General features: G+C 48.0%; 15 protein-coding genes. 14 read left to right on the forward strand and 1 reads right to left on the reverse strand.

All coding sequences use genetic code 11. The features are described 5' to 3' along the window. Positions 1-62 precede the first annotated feature (62 nt). Genes mutS through hfq form a run of 5 tightly spaced genes read left to right on the forward strand, consistent with a single transcriptional unit; the run spans position 63 to position 6,668 of the window. Complete coding sequence (gene mutS / locus M3202_RS04215; protein WP_251222088.1) at positions 63-2,672, forward strand: DNA mismatch repair protein MutS; 2,610 nt, start codon at positions 63-65, stop codon at positions 2,670-2,672. Between the two features lie 30 nt (positions 2,673-2,702). Continuing rightward, positions 2,703-4,607 carry a DNA mismatch repair endonuclease MutL gene (mutL, locus tag M3202_RS04220; RefSeq protein WP_251222089.1) on the forward strand — a complete coding sequence of 635 codons (1,905 nt, stop codon included), beginning with the start codon at positions 2,703-2,705 and terminating at the stop codon, positions 4,605-4,607. A gap of 21 nt (positions 4,608-4,628) precedes the next feature. Further along, complete coding sequence (locus M3202_RS04225; RefSeq protein ID WP_251222090.1) at positions 4,629-5,426, forward strand: class I SAM-dependent methyltransferase; 798 nt, start codon at positions 4,629-4,631, stop codon at positions 5,424-5,426. A 24-nt stretch (positions 5,427-5,450) separates the two neighbouring features. Further along, a complete protein-coding gene (gene miaA / locus M3202_RS04230) occupies positions 5,451-6,395 on the forward strand; it encodes a tRNA (adenosine(37)-N6)-dimethylallyltransferase MiaA (protein WP_251222091.1) in 945 nt (314 codons plus the stop codon). A gap of 30 nt (positions 6,396-6,425) precedes the next feature. Further along, on the forward strand, positions 6,426-6,668 hold the full coding sequence (gene hfq / locus M3202_RS04235; RefSeq protein ID WP_251194064.1) for an RNA chaperone Hfq: 243 nt from the start codon (positions 6,426-6,428) through the stop codon (positions 6,666-6,668). A gap of 196 nt (positions 6,669-6,864) precedes the next feature. On the opposite strand, the gene M3202_RS04240 is transcribed toward hfq, so the two are convergent. After that, complete coding sequence (locus M3202_RS04240; protein ID WP_251222092.1) at positions 6,865-7,857, reverse strand: tyrosine-type recombinase/integrase; 993 nt, start codon at positions 7,855-7,857, stop codon at positions 6,865-6,867. Between the two features lie 435 nt (positions 7,858-8,292). On the opposite strand from M3202_RS04240, the gene spoVK reads away from it, so the two are divergent. The 9 genes from spoVK (at position 8,293) to M3202_RS04285 (ending at position 19,614) form a co-directional block, all read left to right on the forward strand. Beyond that, positions 8,293-9,246, forward strand: coding sequence for a stage V sporulation protein K (gene spoVK, locus M3202_RS04245; RefSeq protein WP_251222093.1), 954 nt, complete (start codon positions 8,293-8,295; stop codon positions 9,244-9,246). 162 nt (positions 9,247-9,408) lie between these two features. Beyond that, positions 9,409-10,422 (forward strand): glycosyltransferase family protein, encoded by a 1,014-nt coding sequence (locus M3202_RS04250; protein ID WP_251222094.1) that lies wholly within the window; start codon positions 9,409-9,411, stop codon positions 10,420-10,422. Between the two features lie 100 nt (positions 10,423-10,522). Then, on the forward strand, positions 10,523-11,794 hold the full coding sequence (gene hflX / locus M3202_RS04255; RefSeq protein ID WP_251222095.1) for a GTPase HflX: 1,272 nt from the start codon (positions 10,523-10,525) through the stop codon (positions 11,792-11,794). Positions 11,795-11,800: 6 nt separating this feature from the next. After that, positions 11,801-13,063: a methionine gamma-lyase family protein gene (locus tag M3202_RS04260; RefSeq protein ID WP_251222096.1), complete on the forward strand. Its 1,263-nt coding sequence runs from the start codon at positions 11,801-11,803 to the stop codon at positions 13,061-13,063. 112 nt (positions 13,064-13,175) lie between these two features. Beyond that, complete coding sequence (locus M3202_RS04265) at positions 13,176-13,571, forward strand: MerR family transcriptional regulator (protein WP_251222097.1); 396 nt, start codon at positions 13,176-13,178, stop codon at positions 13,569-13,571. 300 nt (positions 13,572-13,871) lie between these two features. Continuing rightward, positions 13,872-15,221, forward strand: a complete 1,350-nt coding sequence (gene glnA / locus M3202_RS04270) for a type I glutamate--ammonia ligase (protein ID WP_251222098.1) — start codon at positions 13,872-13,874, stop codon at positions 15,219-15,221. 873 nt (positions 15,222-16,094) lie between these two features. Beyond that, positions 16,095-17,438 carry a spore germination protein gene (locus tag M3202_RS04275; protein ID WP_251222099.1) on the forward strand — a complete coding sequence of 448 codons (1,344 nt, stop codon included), beginning with the start codon at positions 16,095-16,097 and terminating at the stop codon, positions 17,436-17,438. Then, on the forward strand, positions 17,435-18,523 hold the full coding sequence (locus M3202_RS04280) for a hypothetical protein (RefSeq protein ID WP_251222100.1): 1,089 nt from the start codon (positions 17,435-17,437) through the stop codon (positions 18,521-18,523). Before M3202_RS04275 ends, M3202_RS04280 begins: the two co-directional genes overlap by 4 nt. Beyond that, positions 18,520-19,614 (forward strand): Ger(x)C family spore germination protein, encoded by a 1,095-nt coding sequence (locus M3202_RS04285; protein ID WP_251222101.1) that lies wholly within the window; start codon positions 18,520-18,522, stop codon positions 19,612-19,614. Before M3202_RS04280 ends, M3202_RS04285 begins: the two co-directional genes overlap by 4 nt. Positions 19,615-19,618 lie beyond the last annotated feature (4 nt).

Raw genomic sequence — 19,618 nt, forward strand, 5'->3', positions numbered from 1 at the left:
TAAGAATCGTTCCAGCTATGTTATAATAAAAACCACTGATCATGGAACGTGGAGGAACGAAGATGGCACAGCTAACCCCAATGATGAAGCAATACTTGGAGATAAAGGCTCAATATAAAGATGCCTTTTTATTTTTTCGCCTTGGTGATTTTTATGAAATGTTCTATGAAGATGCCAAGCTGGCAGCCGAAGAGCTGGAAATTACGTTAACCGGCCGTGGCCAGGGGCAGGGTGAGGAACGAATTCCGATGTGCGGCGTTCCCTATCACTCAGCCGATCAATACATATCCCGCCTGATTGAAAAAGGCTATAAAATCGCGATCTGCGAGCAGGTCGAGGACCCGAAGGAAGCAAAAGGCGTCGTCAAGCGCGAGGTCGTCAAGCTGCTGACGCCGGGCACGGTGATGGACGGCAATCAAATTAAAGAAAAAGAAAACAATTATTTAGTCGCGTTGACTTGCTTTGACGATCAAACATTCGGCCTTTCCCGCGCTGATTTAACGACCGGTGAATGCGCGGTGACGCTGATCGCAGATTTTGAGGAAGTGATCGCCGATATTACCGGCGCCCAGGCGAAGGAGCTCGTCGTTGCTGCCGACTTCTCGCCTGACTTACGCAAGCGGCTGGAGGAGAAGTGGCCGCTTACGATCTCCGTCGAGGAGAAAACCGAGCTTGAGCCGGAGTATGCCGACCTGTGCGCGGAGCTGTCTTCGGACAAGCTCGTTCAAAGTGTCGCAAGACTCGTAAACTATTTAATCCGCACGCAAAAGCGCTCCCTTGCTCATTTGCAGCGGGTCCGCTATTATGCGACGAATTCGTTTATGAAAATGGACACGCACACGCGCCGCAATCTCGAATTAACGGAATCGCTGCGGGAGAAAAAGAAGGCCGGTTCGCTGCTCGCCGTGATTGATCAGACAGTCACAGCGATGGGCGGGCGGCTTGTGAAAAGCTGGCTTGAGCGGCCGTTGCTGCAAAAGGAAGCGATTGAAGAACGGCTCGATGTCGTGTCAGCGTTTATTTCTGCCTACTTCGAGCGTGAGGAACTGCGCGAGCAGCTGCGCTATGTTTATGATCTGGAACGACTTTCCGGTCGGATCGCCTACGGAAGCGTCAATGCGAGAGAGCTTGTTCAGCTGAAGCGCTCCTTGCAAAGTATTCCGCTGATCAAGCAGACGATTACAGCGATTGATCCAAAGCTGGCAGCGCGCTGGTTCCGTGAGGATGAATTCATTGAAAAGCTCGTTGATCTACTCGAAACGAGCCTCGTCGATGATCCGCCGATTTCCGTCACCGAAGGCGGGATGATCCGCGACGGCTTTCATCAGGAGCTCGATTCCTATCGCGATGCAAGCAAAAACGGCAAGCAGTGGATCGCCGAGCTGGAGCAGAAAGAAAAGCGCGAGACCGGAGTGAAGTCGCTGAAAATCGGCTTTAACCGCGTCTTCGGCTACTATATTGAAGTGACGAGAGCGAACCTTCACCTGCTTCCGGAAGGGCGCTACGAGCGTAAGCAGACATTGACGAATGCCGAGCGCTTTATTACCCCTGAACTGAAGGAAAAAGAAGCACTTATTTTAGAAGCGGAAGAAAAAATGGAGCAGCTGGAATATGAACTGTTCGTCTCTGTCCGCGAAGAAGCGAAGCAGTACGTTACCGCGATTCAGGCGCTGGCCCGGGCGATCAGTGAAATCGACGCTCTTGCCGGCTTTGCCGCTGTCAGTGAAACACGGCGCTATACGCGGCCGCAATTTTCACCGGACCGTCGCATTCATATCGTCGCCGGACGGCATCCTGTCGTCGAAACGGTGATTCCGAAAGGGCAGTATGTCGCCAATGATGTCATCATGGAGGAAGGCCGTGAAATGCTGCTCATTACCGGGCCGAACATGGCCGGGAAGAGCACGTATATGCGTCAGCTTGCTCTTTTGAGCATCATGGCGCAAATCGGCTGCTTTGTCCCGGCCGATCAGGCGGAATTGCCGGTTTTTGACCAGATGTTTACGAGAATCGGCGCCGCTGACGATTTAGCGAGCGGGCAAAGCACATTCATGGTTGAAATGCTGGAAACACGGTATGCGCTGACGAAAGCGACGGAAAACAGTCTGCTTCTGCTCGATGAAATCGGGCGCGGCACGTCAACCTATGACGGGATGGCTCTCGCTCAGGCGATCATTGAATACATTCATGATCATCTGCGGGCAAAGACGCTGTTTTCAACGCATTATCATGAACTGACCGCGCTTGAAAGCTCACTTGAGCATTTGACAAATGTCCATGTCTCCGCAGTGGAAGAGGATGGAACGGTCGTATTTTTGCATAAGGTGGTCGATGGACAGGCGGATCGTAGCTACGGGATTTATGTCGCGCAATTGGCCGAGCTGCCGGAAGAGGTCATCTCAAGGGCGGACGACCTGCTGCGGGAGCTGGAAAAGGACGGTGGACAAGCATGGCAGAGGCCGTCGCCTCAGCAAGTTGGTGAACAGCTGTCTTTGTTCGCGGAAGCGGCAATCGAGGAAACAGCGGCGACGACGGAACGAAAGCGCAAGCCGTCACGCCATGCTGAGAAGGAAGAAGCGGTGTTAAAGCAGCTGCGTGAGAAGGATGTTCTTCATATGACGCCAATTGAAGCGATCAGTTTTGTAAACGAGATGCAACGTTTATTAAAGTAATAGAGGGAAAACAAGAGAGGAGAGGGAGAGATGGCGAAAATTATCAAGCTCGATGATGCCCTTGCGAACAAAATCGCCGCCGGGGAAGTTGTCGAGCGACCCGCTTCGATCGTGAAGGAACTCGTTGAAAACTCGCTTGACGCTGGCAGTACACATATTTTGATTGAAATTGAAGAGGGCGGCTTGAGCTCGCTACGCGTTGTCGATAATGGGGAAGGCATACCAGAAGCAGACGTGGAAACAGCGTTTTTGCGTCATGCGACGAGCAAAATCAAAACAGATCGCGATTTGTTTCAGATTAAAAGCCTCGGCTTTCGCGGCGAAGCGCTGCCGAGTATCGCCTCTGTCTCCCATCTGACGTTGCAGACGAGCACGGGCGAAGGCGCGGGCGTGGAGCTGCGGCTTGAGGGCGGCGTGATCAAGCATAAAAAAGCGGCCCCGGCTCGAAAAGGGACCGACATTACGGTGACGAATTTATTTTACAATACACCGGCTCGGCTGAAGTATGTCAAAACCGTTCATACAGAAGCGGGCAACATTAGCGATATCGTCAATCGGCTGGCCCTCGCCCATCCGGATGTCGCCTTTGAATGCTATCACAATCAAAAGGAAATGCTGAAAACAGCAGGGAATGGTGACTTAAAACAAGTAGTGGCGGCGATTTATGGACGGAATGTCGCCCGCAGCATGCGCCCGTTCTCCGGAGAATCACTTGATTACACGATCGAAGGATATGCCGGATTGCCGGAGCTGACAAGGGCTTCACGTCAATATATGTCGATCTTTGTAAACGGCCGTTTTATCCGCAATTATGCACTGGCGCGGGCGATTCAGGACGGCTACCATACGCTTCTGCCAATTGGCCGGTATCCAATTGCCGTTGTCGCGATTTCGATGGATCCGCAGCTGATTGATGTCAACGTCCATCCGGCGAAGCTTGAGGTGCGCTTAAGTAAAGAGGAAGAGCTGGGCGAACTTTTAACAAAAACGATCCGTGCCATCTGGCAAAAGGAGCAGCTGATACCCGCAGCTGATCTGAACAGACGCAGTGAAGTTACTCCGTCGAAGCAAAGTGAGCAGCTCGCGCTTCAGCTTGACTACAAGCAGCCTGAAGCACCAACTCAGGCGCAGCAGGCTCAACTGAACGGCGAAGCCCCGGCGCCGGAACGCCATCAGGCGGAAGCCGTGCGCGAAACGCCTGCTCCCCCGCCAGCGCTTTATTCAGAAGTGGAAGAGCAGCAGACGGAAGCAGCTGTCCACGCAGAGGAGGAAGAATTCGTTGAAGCGCCTTCCGCCCCGCCTCAGCAGGCAATGAGCAGCGAAGAAGAAGCTGTCACGCCGGAAGCACAGGAGCGCGTGCCGGTTTTATATCCGGTTGGACAAATGCATGGGACCTACATCGTCGCGCAAAATGATACAGGGATGTATTTGATCGATCAGCACGCCGCTCAGGAACGGATTAAATATGAATATTATCGCGACAAAGTCGGTGACATTACGCCGCAGGTTCAGGAGCTGCTTTTGCCGATTACGCTCGAATGCACTGCTCAGGAAAAGGAAATTTTAACGGAGCATAAAGAGGCGTTGGCCGAGGTCGGGGTTTTTCTTGAAATATTCGGCACACAGGCGTTTATTATCAGGTCTCATCCGACGTGGCTCCCAAAAGGAGCAGAGGAAGAGACGATCCGGGAAATTATCGATTATTTGCTGACGCATCGCAAGGTCGACATCGCCAAGCTGCGCGAGGAAGCGGCGATTATGATGTCCTGCAAAGCGGCGATTAAAGCGAACCGGCATTTGCGCCAGGATGAAATGTTTGCGTTGCTTGAAGCGCTGAGAGCATGTCAGGATCCATTTACATGCCCGCACGGACGGCCGATCATCGTCCATTTCTCGACCTATGCGTTGGAAAAAATGTTTAAGCGAGTGATGTAAGGAAAGGAATGGAGTCAGGCGATGATTGTTACTACCGTGGAGAGAAATGCGAGACATGTCAGCGAAAAAGCCGAACTGATCGGTCGTAAGCTGAACAGTCCATTTATCGGCCGGGGAAAAAGCTCGGTCGAGGACTTGACGAAGCGCTACCGGACAGATGTGCTCGTCGTCGGAAAGCAAAGACTGACCCTTTATCCGCAAGAAGGCGGAGAACCGTTTTATTATCATCCTAATTCGGCGATGTTTCGCGTCAAGCAGCTGCTTCGCTCCGGGCATGATCCGCTCGTTGAGGCGGCGGGCCTGCGGCCGGGGATGAGCGTGCTTGATTGTACGCTTGGACTGGCTGCTGACAGTCTTGTCGCCAAGGTCGCCGTTGGACGGGAAGGCTCGGTGACAGGTCTTGAAGCGAATCCCGTCCTCGCTTTGATTGTTGCCGAAGGACTGAGACATTGGCAGGAAGGGAGCGGGGAGATGCTCGCGGCGATGAGAGAAGTCGACGTTGTTGCTGTTCATCATCTCGACTATTTACGTACCCTCCCCGATCAATCGGTTGACGTCGTCTATTTCGATCCGATGTTTGAAACGCATTTGCCGGCTTCAAGCGGGATCAGCGCACTGAAGCCCTTTGCCTGTCATGACGAGCTGACAGAGGCTGTGGTCGAAGAGGCCCTTCGGGTGAGCCGCTTTCGCGTTGTACTGAAGGATCATTGGCAGAGCAGCCGGTTCGCCCGCTTTTCTTTCCGTGTATGCAAAAGGCAGCATGCCGCTTTTCATTACGGTTACATTGAAAAAAGAAAAAGTGACACGAAGCACGTTTGAATTTTGACAAACAGGGAGAAGATGATGAAAAAGAAGCTAGTTGTCATAGTAGGTCCGACTGCCGTTGGAAAAACAGCACTCAGCATCAAGCTATGCCATAAATATAACGGCGAAGTGATCAGCGGTGATTCGATGCAGGTGTACAAAGGGCTTGACATCGGCACGGCAAAAGTGTCGACAGCCGAGCAGGAAGGCGTGCCGCACCATCTAATTGATATCAAGGACCCGTCGGAGCCGTTTTCCGTCGCCGAGTTCAAGGAACGCTGCGAGCCGCTGATTGAGCAGATTAACGCCGCGGGCCGCCTGCCGTTTCTCGTCGGTGGCACCGGCTTGTATGTTAATGCCGTCACAAAAGGCTACCAGCTTGAAACGCTGCCGGTCGACGAAGCTTACCGCAAGCAGCTGGAGGCGTTTGCTGAAGCTCACGGTAAAGAAGCGTTGCATGAGCGTTTGCGCAAGGCCGATGCCCGGGCAGCGGAGCTGATTCATCCGAACAACGTCAGACGTGTCATCCGCGCACTCGAAGTAACGAAGGTGACCGGCATACCGTTTTCAGCCCAGCAGCAGGACGAACGGCGTCACGATTCGCCTTATGAGCTGACCTATATCGGGCTGACGATGGAGCGGGAGCTGCTTTACAGGCGGATCAATCAACGGGTTGACCAGATGATCGCGGATGGGCTGGTCGAGGAAGCAAGGCGGCTTTATGAGACGGGGCTTAGAACGGGCCAAGCCGTTCAGGCAATCGGCTATAAGGAGCTGTTTGCTTACTTTGACGGAGATTGCCCGTTTGATGAAGCGGTTGAGACGCTGAAGCAAAATTCACGGCGCTATGCCAAGCGGCAGCTGACATGGTTTCGCAACAAATCAGAAGCGAGCTGGTTTGATATGACGGCTGGTTTAACAGATCAAGTTTTTCACGAAATTTGTACATTTGTTGAAGGAAATAATTCTTCGATAGCGAAGTAAAGAGAGAGCCAATTAGAGGAGGACAATCCGATGAAACAACAACCTATCAATATTCAAGACCAGTTTTTAAATCAATTGCGAAAAGATAATATTGCCGTAACCGTGTTTTTATTAAATGGCTTTCAGCTGCGCGGACAGGTCAAAGGATTTGACAACTTTACGGTCATTTTGGAAACGGAAGGAAAGCAACAGCTTGTTTACAAGCATGCGATTTCAACGTTTGCTCCTCAACGCAATGTCCAGTTGAAGTCTGAAGCAGACTCAACTCTTTAACATAAAAGGAGTATGCCAAAAGGCGGCATGCTTCCTTTGAACACCTGCCGGAAGCAAGCTTCTTTTGTAAAGGAAGTTTCGACGCCGGTTAAAAGCTGTCTCAACTGTCTGGCTTCCCTTTTTTCGTTATGTAGTGCTGATTTTGCACGCCTTGCTCATGGCAAGGGCTTTTCAGTGACCGTCTCAAAAGGTAGTATTACCCTTCTGAGACGGTTTCTTTTTTCTTTCTCGACATTTCCTCAACAGTTTGTAAATAACGCTTCAACGAGAGAGGGGACGTATAGCCGATTCGGCTGATCAATTCGTCGCTCGTCATCCCTTGGCGGAGCTGTTCCAATATATAGGTGTTTCGCAATGTTTGGGCACTGATTCCTTTGCGCAGTCCGGCCCGCTTGACTTCCATCCGCAGCATTTTTTGCATGGCGATCACCGTCATCCGCTTCGGCTCGTCATCGTCATAGGACCAGTGAAAGGTCTTTCGTTTGAAATCAAACGCGACAAAGAAAGGATCGGTACTATGGTAGCGTGGCCGCACCGGTTCGGGAATCGTTTGGAAATAGCGGTAAGCGAGCTGTTTATCTCCATCTTCAAGCGTCAGCCGGCGCGACGGCTCCTCGTAACGGACGAGGATGTCGTTCGCTTCAAATTTGACATCACGGATCGAGAGGTGATGAACCTCGCGCAGGGATAAGCCATATTTCAGCATCAGCAGGACGATCAATTGATTGCGTTCGCGATAAAAAGGGAAGGTTTCCAGCTGTTGCTCGGACAGACCGCGCTCGGAGGAGAGGGTGTGTAAGAGCTGGCTTTTTTCTTTCGCTGTCAGCCACTCATCCTCGCCGAGAGGGGTTTCCGCCAGATTCGGCGGTTCCAGCTCAAGCACAGGGCGTAAATGCGAACGGCCGAGACTTGCCTCATAGCGGGCGAGCTGGCGTAAGACGCTGTGAATACGGCGAATCGTCCGGGTGTGATAGCGGCGCTCATACAGAAGCTCATTGAAAAACAGTTCCAGTTCGGCAGCACTGACTTCCTTTTGTTCAAGGGGCAGCTTGTCCGCCCTCGTTGTCCTGATCCAGCTGCAAAAATCGAGCAGATCATAACGGTAACGCTTCAGGGTTGACGGTTTCCTTCCTTGAAACGCAAGATACTGTAAATACTCTTCCATATAGTGGGCGAGCTCTATCGTCACATGCCTCCCTCCTCTCCCTTTTAAGTGTACTATCAGCTCCTCTTTTTGGAAAGAGAAGGTGTCGGCTTTTCTCATTTTCAGAAAAACGTCCACCTTCTTGTAACGGCTGCGCACATTGTTTCTAAGAAAGGGAAAGGGCGGCTTGCCACTTTTCTTAAAAGATAAGAATTTATAAAATTCAAGAGTCCCCTTTTCGTGGTTTCAAGCGAGTTGGAAAGCCTAATCAAAGAAGGGCGTCGGCTCTGCCCGTTACGCGTCTGTCTGAAAAACCCCCACTTTCAGACCTCCTCAAAAGATGGTAACGGCTTCGCGCGCCGCTTCTAAGAAAAACCGTCAGCGCTTTTTCAATCATTACTCACATGTTCGCCCATTTTTGCGTATATTGTAAAAGAAGCTATTTGTCTTACGCTGTAGATGGAGCGAAGGGGTGACAGCATGAATAACCCAGCACAGACAAGAAAACGTGGGCGCATCAATGTTGTGCTCAATCATAGAACGATCGACGCGAACGATCAAATTGAGCCGTTTTTTCAATCAAAAGAGGAAAGAGAGCAGCATGAAATTTTACTGAAATTTGAGCAGGAGCTAGGTCAGTATGTCGGGCTTGAGCAAGTAAAGCGGCTGATTAAGGAAATATACGCCTGGCTTTATATTAACCAATGCCGAAAAGAAAAAGGGTTAAAGACAAACAAGCAAGTGCTGCACATGATTTTTAAAGGAAACCCTGGAACGGGTAAGACGACAGTTGCCCGGATTATCGCTTCTTTTCTCTTTGAAATGGAGGTGCTGACGAAAGGCCACTTTATTGAAGTAGAGCGGGCTGATCTTGTCGGGGAATACATCGGTCACACGGCGCAAAAAACCCGGGATGTCCTGAAAAAAGCCAACGGCGGGGTTCTGTTTATTGATGAAGCATATTCTCTCGCCAGGGGGGGCGAGAAGGACTTTGGCAAGGAAGCGATTGATACGTTAGTGAAAGCGATGGAGGATCATCAGCATGATTTCGTCCTGATTCTCGCCGGCTATTCGCGCGAGATGGACTACTTTCTTTCTTTAAATCCCGGACTGCCTTCCCGCTTTCCGATCGCGATTGACTTTCCGAATTATACGACAGACCAGCTGATGGAAATGGTGCACCGCATGCTGGAAGAGCGGGAGTATGAGCTGTCTAAGGACGGCGCTTATCACGTTAAGGAGCATTTGCGCAAAATTAGTCAGGAGCAGGAGCGAACGTTCAGTAACGGCCGCTATATTCGCAATATCATCGAGGAAGCGATACGCCTCCAGGCGGTGCGCTTATTGAGGGAACAGCGCTATGACCGGGAGGCGCTGACGCAAATTAAACGCGAGGATTTTCAATTTCATTCGTCTCATGTCAAGCTGACGTGAGGTGGCTGTTAAAGCAGGATTGCCGGAGAGCTGGCGGTCCTGTTTTTTTACATGGACAAGCATGACTTCCTGCCTGTTTTTGAATTCTTTCCTGAATGTCTACAGCGGTAAGCCAAGTTTTACATAGAAATAAAATATGGAAGCAAAAAGGGGTGAAAAGAAATGAGCGAGGCACGAAAGGTGAAAATACTCGTCTTAATCAACAAGATTTGGGTTTATATAAAACACCGGCCGAAGATGGATATGATCCGCGCTCTCGAGAAATACGCCGATGTAAAGTACTGGCATGAAGAGGGAGATATCGAGGAAATTTTAGCCCGTTTGGATTTTCAGCCGGATTTTATTTTTCACTACGACATCGCTTGGAATTTCGGTTTAGCGCCAAAGATCACGGGCCTGGGACAAATCGATATCCCTAAAGGATGCTATGTGATTGATGTTGATTGGAAACCGGAGGAGCGGCGGAACTATTTCGACGAAAACAAAGTCGATATTATTTTTTCCGCGACGAAGCACCCGTTTTTACACATGTTTCCCCAATACAGTGAGCGGCTTTGCTGGTGGCCGTGGGCAATCAATCCAGCTGTGATGAAGGATTGGAAAGAAAAGAAAGCTATTGATTCCTTATTAATGGGGCTCGTTTATATCGAAGACAAAAGTCATTTGCCCGCTGACAAAGCTCCAAAAGCAATGCCTGTAAAGGGAAGATATGCGTTTCGTGATGCCGTATTTGAAAGAATGCGAACAGAACCAGGCTTTGTTTATCAGCCTCACCCGGGCCATCGAGTCGTCGCTTCATCAGGCGATGAGGAGATTTTGGTCAATGAACGCTATGCGCGCGAATTAAATCGGGCCAAAATCTTTTATACATGTGGGAGCCGCAGCAGGGCAGGAGGAGTGGCGGTACTGAAGTTTTTTGAAGCGCTTGCCTGCAAAACATTACTATTGGCTGAAACGAATCAGGAAATTGCAGAGCTAGGTTTTGTCGATCAAGTTCATTATGTTGCCTGCACCGTCGATACATTTTATGAAAAAACCGAGTACTATTTAAAAAACGACGCAGAACGAAAGCGGATTAGTCAGGCAGGCTATGAATTTATTCACCGGCACCATACGATTGAGCAAAGAGCGAAACAGATGATTGAAGCGATTAAGGAAAAATGTCAAATCGGTTAATCAACTCGCCACTGCTCTCTCCTTCTGCTGCCGTTTCATGGTAAGATGAACAATGATTGTCCATACTAAATGGAAGACTAGCTGAAGGATGTGGAGTAGTGTGCAGGAAGTCCAGCAAAGGGAAACGGAAAAGGTTATTTTAGTCGGCTGTCAATTTACCGAGGATGATGACAGCTTTGCTCGTTCGTTGGATGAATTAGCAAGCCTCGTGAAAACAGCAAAGGGGACTGTCGTCGCGACCGTGACGCAAAAACGGCAGAAGGTCGAACCCTCCACTTACATTGGCCGGGGAAAGGTCGATGAAATTATCACATTAATTGAAGAAAAGCAGGCTGATACGATCGTCTTTAATGATGAACTGTCACCAAGTCAGGTGCGCAATATGCACGTTCGCACAAAGGTGACGATCATTGATCGCACGCAGTTAATTTTGGATATATTCGCCGCGCGGGCCCAATCGAGAGAAGGGAAGCTGCAGGTTGAGCTGGCGCAGTTGTCGTATTTATTGCCACGCTTGGCTGGACAAGGGCTGGCCCTTTCACGGCAAGGTGGGGGGATCGGCTCAAAAGGACCGGGGGAAACCCAATTAGAATCCGATCGCAGACATATCCGTCGCCGGATGGATGAGATCAAGCATCAGCTGGAAGCCGTCGTTGGTCATCGCCAGCGCTACCGCGAACGGCGAAAACAGAATGAGGTATTGCAAATCGCGATTGTCGGCTATACGAATGCCGGAAAGTCGACACTGTTAAACCGCCTGACAGCGGCGGATACACTGGAGGAAAATCAGCTTTTTGCGACGCTTGATCCAACGACAAGACAGTTTGTTTTGCCAAGCGGCCTGCAGGTGCTTTTATCTGATACGGTCGGTTTTATCCAAGATCTGCCTACGACGCTTGTCGCCGCTTTTCGCTCAACATTGGAAGAGCTGCAGCACGCTCATTTGCTTCTGCATGTCGTCGACAGTTCCAATCCGGATTACCTCCAGCATGAGCGCACGGTGAGGACGTTAGTCGAAGAACTGGGGGCGGATAAGATTCCGCAGCTGTTGGTGTATAATAAAGCCGACGAGCAAGTCGCGGATTTCTTTCCGACGCGAACAGAGGATTCGGTTGAGGTCAGCGCATTTGATCAGGAAGATGTGACTGAATTAAAGCATGTCATTGAAGAAAAGCTTGTTGAGCAGCTCATGCCTTATCGAGTTATGCTTTCTCCTGACGAGGGACGTTTACTTGCGCGCTGCAAACAGGAAACATTGCGCAGTGTCCAGCAGTGGGATGAAGCGGAGGAGCGATACGAGGTAAGTGGCTATGTTAGCCAGCATACGGCATTAGGTCAAGAATTACGGAATCGGATGAAAGATGAGGAATAACAGAACATGTATAGTCAATTGCAACATCAAAAGCAGCTGAAAGAACTAACGGAAACGATTGAAAGAAACATTCATGCCCACCATCAGGAAATAGAAGCCATCGCCTGTGAAAATCAGGCAAAAGTGATGCGTTCTTTTCGCGAACATCAAGTCGCTGATTTTCATTTTACTCCGTCAACCGGATACGGGTATGATGATAGCGGGCGTGATACGCTTGAGGCGATTTATGCAGATGTATTTGGAGGCGAGGCGGCGCTTGTCCGCCCGCAGATTATTTCAGGGACGCATGCGATTGCGACGGCTTTATTTGGACTATTGCGGCCGGGGGACGAGCTTTTGTATATTACAGGAAAGCCGTATGACACGCTGGAGGAAATCGTCGGCATTCGCGGAAACGGAAAAGGCTCGCTCAAGGATTTTCAAATTGAGTATGACGCGATTCCATTACTGGAGTCCGGCTGGATCGACGAACAACGAATTAAAGAAGCACTAAGCAACAAAACGAAGGTCATCGGCATTCAGCGTTCAAAAGGCTACGGCAACCGCCCCTCTTTTACGATCAGCCAAATCGAACAGATGATCAGCTTTATTCGCAGCTTAAAGAAAGACGCGATTATTTTCGTTGATAATTGCTACGGCGAATTTGTTGAAATGAAGGAGCCGTGTGATGTTGGCGCTGACATTATCGCCGGCTCGCTTATTAAAAATCCAGGCGGTGGCATCGTAAAGACAGGAGGCTACCTCGTTGGCAAGCAGGAGCTGATCGAGCTTGCTTCTTATCGACTCGCGGCTCCGGGAATTGGCGCGGAAGGCGGGGCGAGTTTGTACAGTTTGCTTGAGATGTACCAGGGCTTTTTCCTTGCGCCCCATGTCGTCTCGCAAGCGGTAAAAGGCGCTGTTTTCACCGCTGCGGCATTAGAAGCGCTTGGGATGGAAACGACACCGAGCTGGCAAACAAGGCGGACCGACCTGATTCAATCGGTCACCTTTCCAACAGCGGAAAAAATGATTACATTCTGTCAGGCAATCCAGGCCGCTTCGCCCGTAAACGCCCACGTCTCGCCGCAGCCAAGTCCGATGCCGGGTTATCAGGACAAGGTCATTATGGCGGCCGGGACCTTTATTCAAGGAGCGAGCATTGAACTGACTGCGGACGGCCCGATCCGCCCTCCATATGTCGCGTACATACAAGGCGGGCTGACGTATGAGCATGTAAAAATTGCCGTACTGCAGGCGATTGATTCGATAATCGAACATGAAATCGACTAGCAGGCGTCGTCTTATGTAAAGAATGGCAATTTGATGTCAACTAACCTGACATCTGTTGACACGGTATTTGACATCTAGTAGAATAAAATAGAGAGCGAAGGAGGTTGCTGACATGAACGATAAAGTTCGTCGAAATATGCCTTTGTTTCCAATTGGAATTGTCATGCAGTTAACAGAATTAACAGCCAGACAGATTCGTTATTATGAACAGCACGGTCTCGTCGCACCGGCAAGAACGAAGGGAAACCAGCGTTTGTTTTCCTTTTACGATGTTGATAGATTGTTAGAAATTAAAGCTTTAATTGAACAAGGTGTCAATATTTCCGGGGTGAAGCAGGTTATCCAGATGAAGCAGCAGGCGCAGAACCATGCTGAATCGGAAAAGAAAACAGATAAAAGCATGAGCGACCGCGAGCTGAGAAAGCATCTGAAGAATGAGCTTGTCATGGCCGGCCGAATGGGACGTGCTTCCATTATCCAAGGTCAGCTGTCGCGTTTCTTTCATTAATTAAAAAGTTAAAAATAATTAAATAAATTAAATTAAATAAGATAATCCAAAAGCTAATTTAATTAAAGAAATAAATAGGGAAAATAGAAAGATCATAAGTTGCTTGGAATCGAGAAAATACTAAAAAGGGCTTTTTGATGCTAAGTCTGTGTGTGGATTTTAATTCAAGGCAAGAAATCACATTGTTTTCATGATTAACAAAGTAAAAATAATTGTTTGAACAGATTAAGAAAAAACAACGCCTTTTTAGCGAAGCGCTTGTTTTTCTAAATAAATGATTTTGAAAGGGGATTACATAGGATGGCAAAGTATACGCAAGACGACATTATGCGCATTGCAAATGAAGAAAACGTCCGCTTTATTCGTCTTCAATTTACCGACTTACTAGGAATCATTAAAAACGTAGAGATACCGGTTGATCAATTGCCAAAGGCGCTTGACAACAAAATGATGTTTGACGGTTCTTCGATTGAAGGGTTTGTTCGTATCGAGGAGTCAGATATGTATTTGTACCCGGATTTAGACACATGGGTCATCTTCCCTTGGACACCGGAAAAAGGGAAAGTAGCCCGTCTTATTTGTGACATTTATCAGCCTGGTAAACCAGGTGAAGAGCCAACTCCGTTTGAAGGAGATCCGCGCGGTATCCTTAAGCGGGTGCTGAACGAAGCGAAGCAGCTTGGTTTCACCGCGTTCAACATCGGGCCTGAGCCGGAATTTTTCCTTTTCAAAAATGATGAAAAGGGTGAGCCGACACTTGAACTGAACGACAAAGGCGGTTACTTTGACCTTGCACCAACTGACTTAGGTGAAAACTGCCGTCGTGATATCGTGCTTGAGCTTGAAGACATGGGCTTTGACATCGAAGCTTCCCACCATGAGGTAGCACCTGGCCAGCACGAAATTGACTTTAAATATGCAGATGCGGTTACAGCTTGTGACAACATCCAGACGTTTAAGCTCGTTGTTAAGACGATTGCCCGCAAGCATGGTCTTCACGCGACATTCATGCCAAAGCCATTATTCGGCGTGAACGGATCAGGAATGCATTGTAACATGTCACTGTTCGACAAAGACGGAAATGTGTTCTTTGACGAATCAACAGACAGTCAGCTTAGCGAAACAGCGATGCAATTTCTAGGCGGAATTCTTAAGCACGCGGAAGCTTTCACCGCGCTTACGAATCCAATCGTCAACTCATACAAGCGTCTTGTTCCAGGCTACGAAGCACCTGTCTATGTAGCATGGTCAATGCGCAACCGCAGTCCGCTTGTCCGGATTCCATCTTCACGCGGCGTAAGTACACGTATTGAAGTGCGCAGCCCGGACCCTGCGGCTAACCCTTATCTCGCAATGGCAGCAATGCTTGCAGCTGGTCTTGACGGCATTAAGAAGAAATTAACGCCACCACCGGCAACAGACCGCAACATCTACGTGATGAGCAAGGAAGAACGCATCGAAGAAGGAATTAACGATCTTCCAGCTACTCTGAAAGAAGCGGTTGACAAGCTGATCAGCGACGAAGTGCTTGTTGAAGCTCTCGGCGAGCACGCAGTTGAGCACTTTGTGGAAGCAAAAGAAATCGAATGGGATATGTTCCGCACCCAGGTTCACCCTTGGGAGAGAGATCAATACCTGCAAAACTACTAAGATACAGAACCCTTGACGCTGTTGGCGTTGAGGGTTTTTATATTTTGGCTCTTTACTTGGATGGCGTTAGAGTGATGTCCGTTAAATGTCCGTTTGACACCTGAAATCGTGCTAATATGGTAGTAAACACATTACTGGTGAGGTTGATTTGCGTATTTCGTTGATGAGGACTTGCCTTTACCCTAATAAGTATCCATCCTTCTTTCTCGATCTGAGATGATGACGAGTACGATTTCATTATGTTCACCTTTCTACTTCTATTACAGCACGTGTTATTATACGTGTAAAAGCGTGCTACAAGCACGAACGAATCTTAAGACGTAAAAAGCACCTTTCACATTTTATGTGCGAGGTGCTTTTAATAATTATATTTATTTTTTTAGGATGGATTGTTATGAAACCCTATGCTAAAAAATTTCGTAGATCAGTTGATGACAAAGTATAAAGTTCAGCCTGCCTTTGGCTCGTTAAACACGGCCTTCATTGAATGGACTGCCCACTTTCATTTCTTCGACTCGAAGGCATGCAGCGGATTGGCGGAATATCTATAAGGAGAGAACATGGATGATTGATTTTATTTTGTCGAATATCATCTTTATCATTGTAGGAATACTAGTAATAATCGTTGTTTTAAGAAGAAGGAAGTAAGCGAGTGTTGAAGGGGAAAGGGATTTAAAATAGAACAGCTTATTGCAAAGCATTATGGCTGACAAACTGGAAGAAAAAGTGCTCAAAGATGAGTGCTTTTTCTTTACGCCTAATTTCTCCCTTAAACAGAAATACGCCAAGACACTAGATCAAGTTTGGTTAAAAGAGTATATTCCGCAAAATGGGAAATGTTAAATAATAGCCAATAAATCAAGGAAGGTTCCCATGGACAAACAAGAGTCAATTAAGAAGAGTAAAGAGAAGATCACTGAGACATTCGCTGACGCCTTTGATGTCGTTTCGCGCAGCATGCAGGCAGGGGATGCGAAAGCGCATTTGCTTTATATAAAAAGCTTGTGTGAAGAGTCTGCGCTAAAGCAATTTATCATGATTCCGATGTTTGAAACAAAAACGAAGTCTGACTATGAAACATATCTCCGTTCGTTTCCGGATAGCCTGGAGACAGATGATGTGGAGCTTATGATTCAAAGGGTTGTGGAAGGGCATATTATTGTCTTTTTAGACGAGACGATCTTTCTGGTCGACCTGAAAAATGTTGAGGCGAGTCCGATTACCGATACGCAGTTGGAGCCGATTATTCAAGGGCCGCAGGATGCGTTTAATGAAAAGCTGATTACGAACTTGAACTTGATTCGCAACCGCTATCATTCTGTTCATTTGCAGGTTGATGTGCAAAAGATCGGAAAGCGGGCGCCATCTGATATCGCAGTTTTATATGATCACCAGCTCGTTGATAAAAAACTGCTGGCGCACGTAAAAGAAAAGCTTTCCCGAATGGATGTCGATATGTTGCAATCGATCACCCAATTGCATAAATATTTGATCGATTATAAATGGAGCATCCTGCCGACCTTAGTGATAACCGAGCGGCCTGACCGCGTCGTGAAAAATCTGGCGGAAGGGAAAATCATCCTTCTTGATGAAAACAGTCCGACGGCGATGATTATTCCGTCGATTCTGTTCGATTTTTTGTCATCGATGGATGATCACTACCAGCAGCTGGCCGTTCGCTTGTTTTTAACGTCGTTGCGTTATCTTGCTTTTTTGATCAGTACGTTTTTGCCGGGGCTCTACATTTTATTTGTGGCGTATAATCCTGAAATTACCCGCATTCAACTGACGTTGACGATCGCCGGAACGAGGCTGCCGGTTCCTTACCCGGCGATTGTTGAGATTCTTTTCATGTTACTTATTCTTGAGTTTCTGATTGAAGCGAGTGCGAGACTGCCACGTACGATTGGTGATGCGGCTCCGACGGTTGGGGGGCTCATATTAGGGCAGGCAGCGTCTGAGGCCGGGCTTGTCAGCAATATTATGATTATTATTGTATCGGCGATTGCGATTTCGAGCTTTGTGATGCCGGTCAATGCGCTCGGTTTTTCGGTACGGATGATTAAATATTTCGTGATGGCGCTCACTTTTTTCTTCGGTTATATCGGGTTTATGATCAGCGTGCTCGGGCTGATTTTGTTTTTTGCCAATCATAGAAGTTTTGGGAAGCCGTTTTTTAAACTGTGGAACAAGGAGAAAGAGGTGCCTACTACTTGAGGGGAATTGGAGAGTCGCGCTTTTTTTATTATATGATCGTCCTAAATATGCTTGTCACGATGTTTTTAGTAGTTCCTTATTCAGTCATTCAGCATCGCTTCGAGGGGGCTCTGTTTTCAATGGGGCTTGCCTCGTTAATCGGGGTCGGGTTGCTATTTGTTTTTATGCGCTCGCTCAACCGCTTTCCGGGTCAAGATGTAACGGCGATTCTTACGCCCCATTTCCGCAAAGGAATTCGTTCGATCATTCTCTTATTTGTTGGATTGCTGATGACGATTTGGGGTCTCGTTGTTTTACTGCTTTTGGCACAGTTGATTACGATGTATTTAAACCACCAGCTCCCGCTTGCCTTCACAGCAGCGTTAATAAGCTTTTTTGTAGTGCTGGCGATGTATTCAAGACTATCTTCGCTTTTATACTCGCTGGAAATCGTCCTCCTGTTGATGGCTCCGTTGCTTATTATTATTTTTAGTAAGACATTTTACAACAAAAATATGAACGTCCATGCCATTTTGGAGATAGGGACACATCTAAACAGTTCTCCGGCCTGGAGTGTTGTAGGCGCGGCGTATGCCGTTTTTTCAGGGTTTGTTTACATGCTTGTTTTTAACGGTTACTTTAAGAAAAGGATTTCGCTTACACCTCTTTGGGTGACTGCTTTAGGGGGGCTGCTTGCTTTGGCGATGAGCCTGGCGGTTCCTGTCGGTTTGCACGGAACCTATAACGTCGCCCATTTTCTTTTCCCGTGGGCTGCGGCTACGGATTCCATGTACATGGAATTTTTCATTATTGAGCGGGTGATTTTTCTTTTTTTGCCGCTTCTTATTATGCTGGCGCTAATGAACGCTGTTTTAGCCGCGTTCGTTGGATTCACTTTAGTGAAAACGGTAATCCCCGCAAAACAGACTCTCTTTATAGCTGGTTTTGGCGGCATATTTGTCTTGCTCGCTGTATTGGCCTCAATCAATTTGAATCAATATCAAACGATGGATCTGGCCGTCCTGTGGTTGAATATTCGCTTGCCCTGCGAAATCTTACTTGTGTTGCTACTTTTTTATACTGCTAGGAGGAAACGTACAGGATGAAGTTTTCAATTTGGCAATGTCTCGTGTGCACGCTTCTTTTTGCGTTCCTGCTAAATGGCTGCGGCTATAAGGAAGTCGACAAACGTTCCTTTGCGACAAGCATTGGAATTGATAAAGGTTCTGAAGATCACCGCTTTAAAGTAAGTGTTAAGCTGGCGATCCCGCAATCGGAAGCAGAAAAGGTCGCGGAGGAGTTTCAGCTTATTACAAAGGAAGCGGATATGCTTTCGGAAGCCGTTCAGCAAATTGCCGCCGAAGTTGAAAAGACGCTTGACTTTGGCCATGTGAAAGTGATCGTCCTCGGCGAGCAGCTGAAGGCAGAGGATATTTTTGTCGTAAAGGACTGGCTGCAGCGGAGAAGGGATATTCAAAATATTTCCTTTGTCAGTTTAGGGAAACCAAGCGCGGAGGAAGTGCTGGCTTTTAAATCGCGCGGGGAAAACATCCCGGCTAATGCGCTTATTTTAGCGATGGACTATGTAGGAAGTGAATCACAGTACATTCTGACGCAACATTTATTTGAATTTAGCAGCAAAATTGAAGAAACCGGACTGGACCCGGTACTTCCTCTGATCGAAATCAAAAATGATACGTACAATATTAATCAGGCCGTGGTGTTTAAGCACCATCATAACGATATGCTGCTCTCCCCCGAAGAAACGAGGTATTTGCATTTGCTGACAAATGGATTAAAGGAAGGCGCCTTTAAAACGGAGCATGAAGAAACGATGCTGATGATGTCGATTGATAAAGCAGCCGCCCGTATTTCTCTTGAAGCTGATGATAGGGCGCTGATTAAAGTGGACGTGAAAGGAAAAGTGGAGGAACAAAGCTCTCCAAAGCTGATTCAAAGTGCCGATTTGTCCAAAATCGCTGAATCGATGGAGGAGAAGATCAAAAACGATCTCACCGATTTAGTCGAAAAACTTCAAGACAATGCTGTAGATCCACTCGGCTTTGGTCTGAAGTACCGGGCGAGACATTGGAACAGCACGAAAACCGAGGAAGAAGAATGGAAGAGGCTCTATCCTGAGCTGAAGTATCAGATCAATGTCGATGTTGATTTAAAAGCTCCGGCGGTTATCAGATAAAGAA

Source organism: Halalkalibacter oceani (assembly GCF_023715605.1).
Taxonomy (GTDB): Bacteria; Bacillota; Bacilli; order Bacillales; family Bacillaceae_D; genus Halalkalibacter; species Halalkalibacter oceani.

Excerpts from the sequence above, each read along its gene's own strand:
- glnA (WP_251222098.1), top strand. The coding sequence starts at position 13,872 with ATGGCAAAGTATACGCAAGACGACATTATGCGCATTGCAAATGAAGAA.
- M3202_RS04260 (WP_251222096.1), top strand. The coding sequence starts at position 11,801 with ATGTATAGTCAATTGCAACATCAAAAGCAGCTGAAAGAACTAACGGAA.
- M3202_RS04250 (WP_251222094.1), top strand. The coding sequence starts at position 9,409 with ATGAGCGAGGCACGAAAGGTGAAAATACTCGTCTTAATCAACAAGATT.
- M3202_RS04225 (WP_251222090.1), top strand. The coding sequence starts at position 4,629 with ATGATTGTTACTACCGTGGAGAGAAATGCGAGACATGTCAGCGAAAAA.
- mutL (WP_251222089.1), top strand. The coding sequence starts at position 2,703 with ATGGCGAAAATTATCAAGCTCGATGATGCCCTTGCGAACAAAATCGCC.
- M3202_RS04265 (WP_251222097.1), top strand. The coding sequence starts at position 13,176 with ATGAACGATAAAGTTCGTCGAAATATGCCTTTGTTTCCAATTGGAATT.
- miaA (WP_251222091.1), top strand. The coding sequence starts at position 5,451 with ATGAAAAAGAAGCTAGTTGTCATAGTAGGTCCGACTGCCGTTGGAAAA.
- spoVK (WP_251222093.1), top strand. The coding sequence starts at position 8,293 with ATGAATAACCCAGCACAGACAAGAAAACGTGGGCGCATCAATGTTGTG.
- M3202_RS04285 (WP_251222101.1), top strand. The coding sequence starts at position 18,520 with ATGAAGTTTTCAATTTGGCAATGTCTCGTGTGCACGCTTCTTTTTGCG.
- hfq (WP_251194064.1), top strand. The coding sequence starts at position 6,426 with ATGAAACAACAACCTATCAATATTCAAGACCAGTTTTTAAATCAATTG.
- mutS (WP_251222088.1), top strand. The coding sequence starts at position 63 with ATGGCACAGCTAACCCCAATGATGAAGCAATACTTGGAGATAAAGGCT.
- M3202_RS04275 (WP_251222099.1), top strand. The coding sequence starts at position 16,095 with ATGGACAAACAAGAGTCAATTAAGAAGAGTAAAGAGAAGATCACTGAG.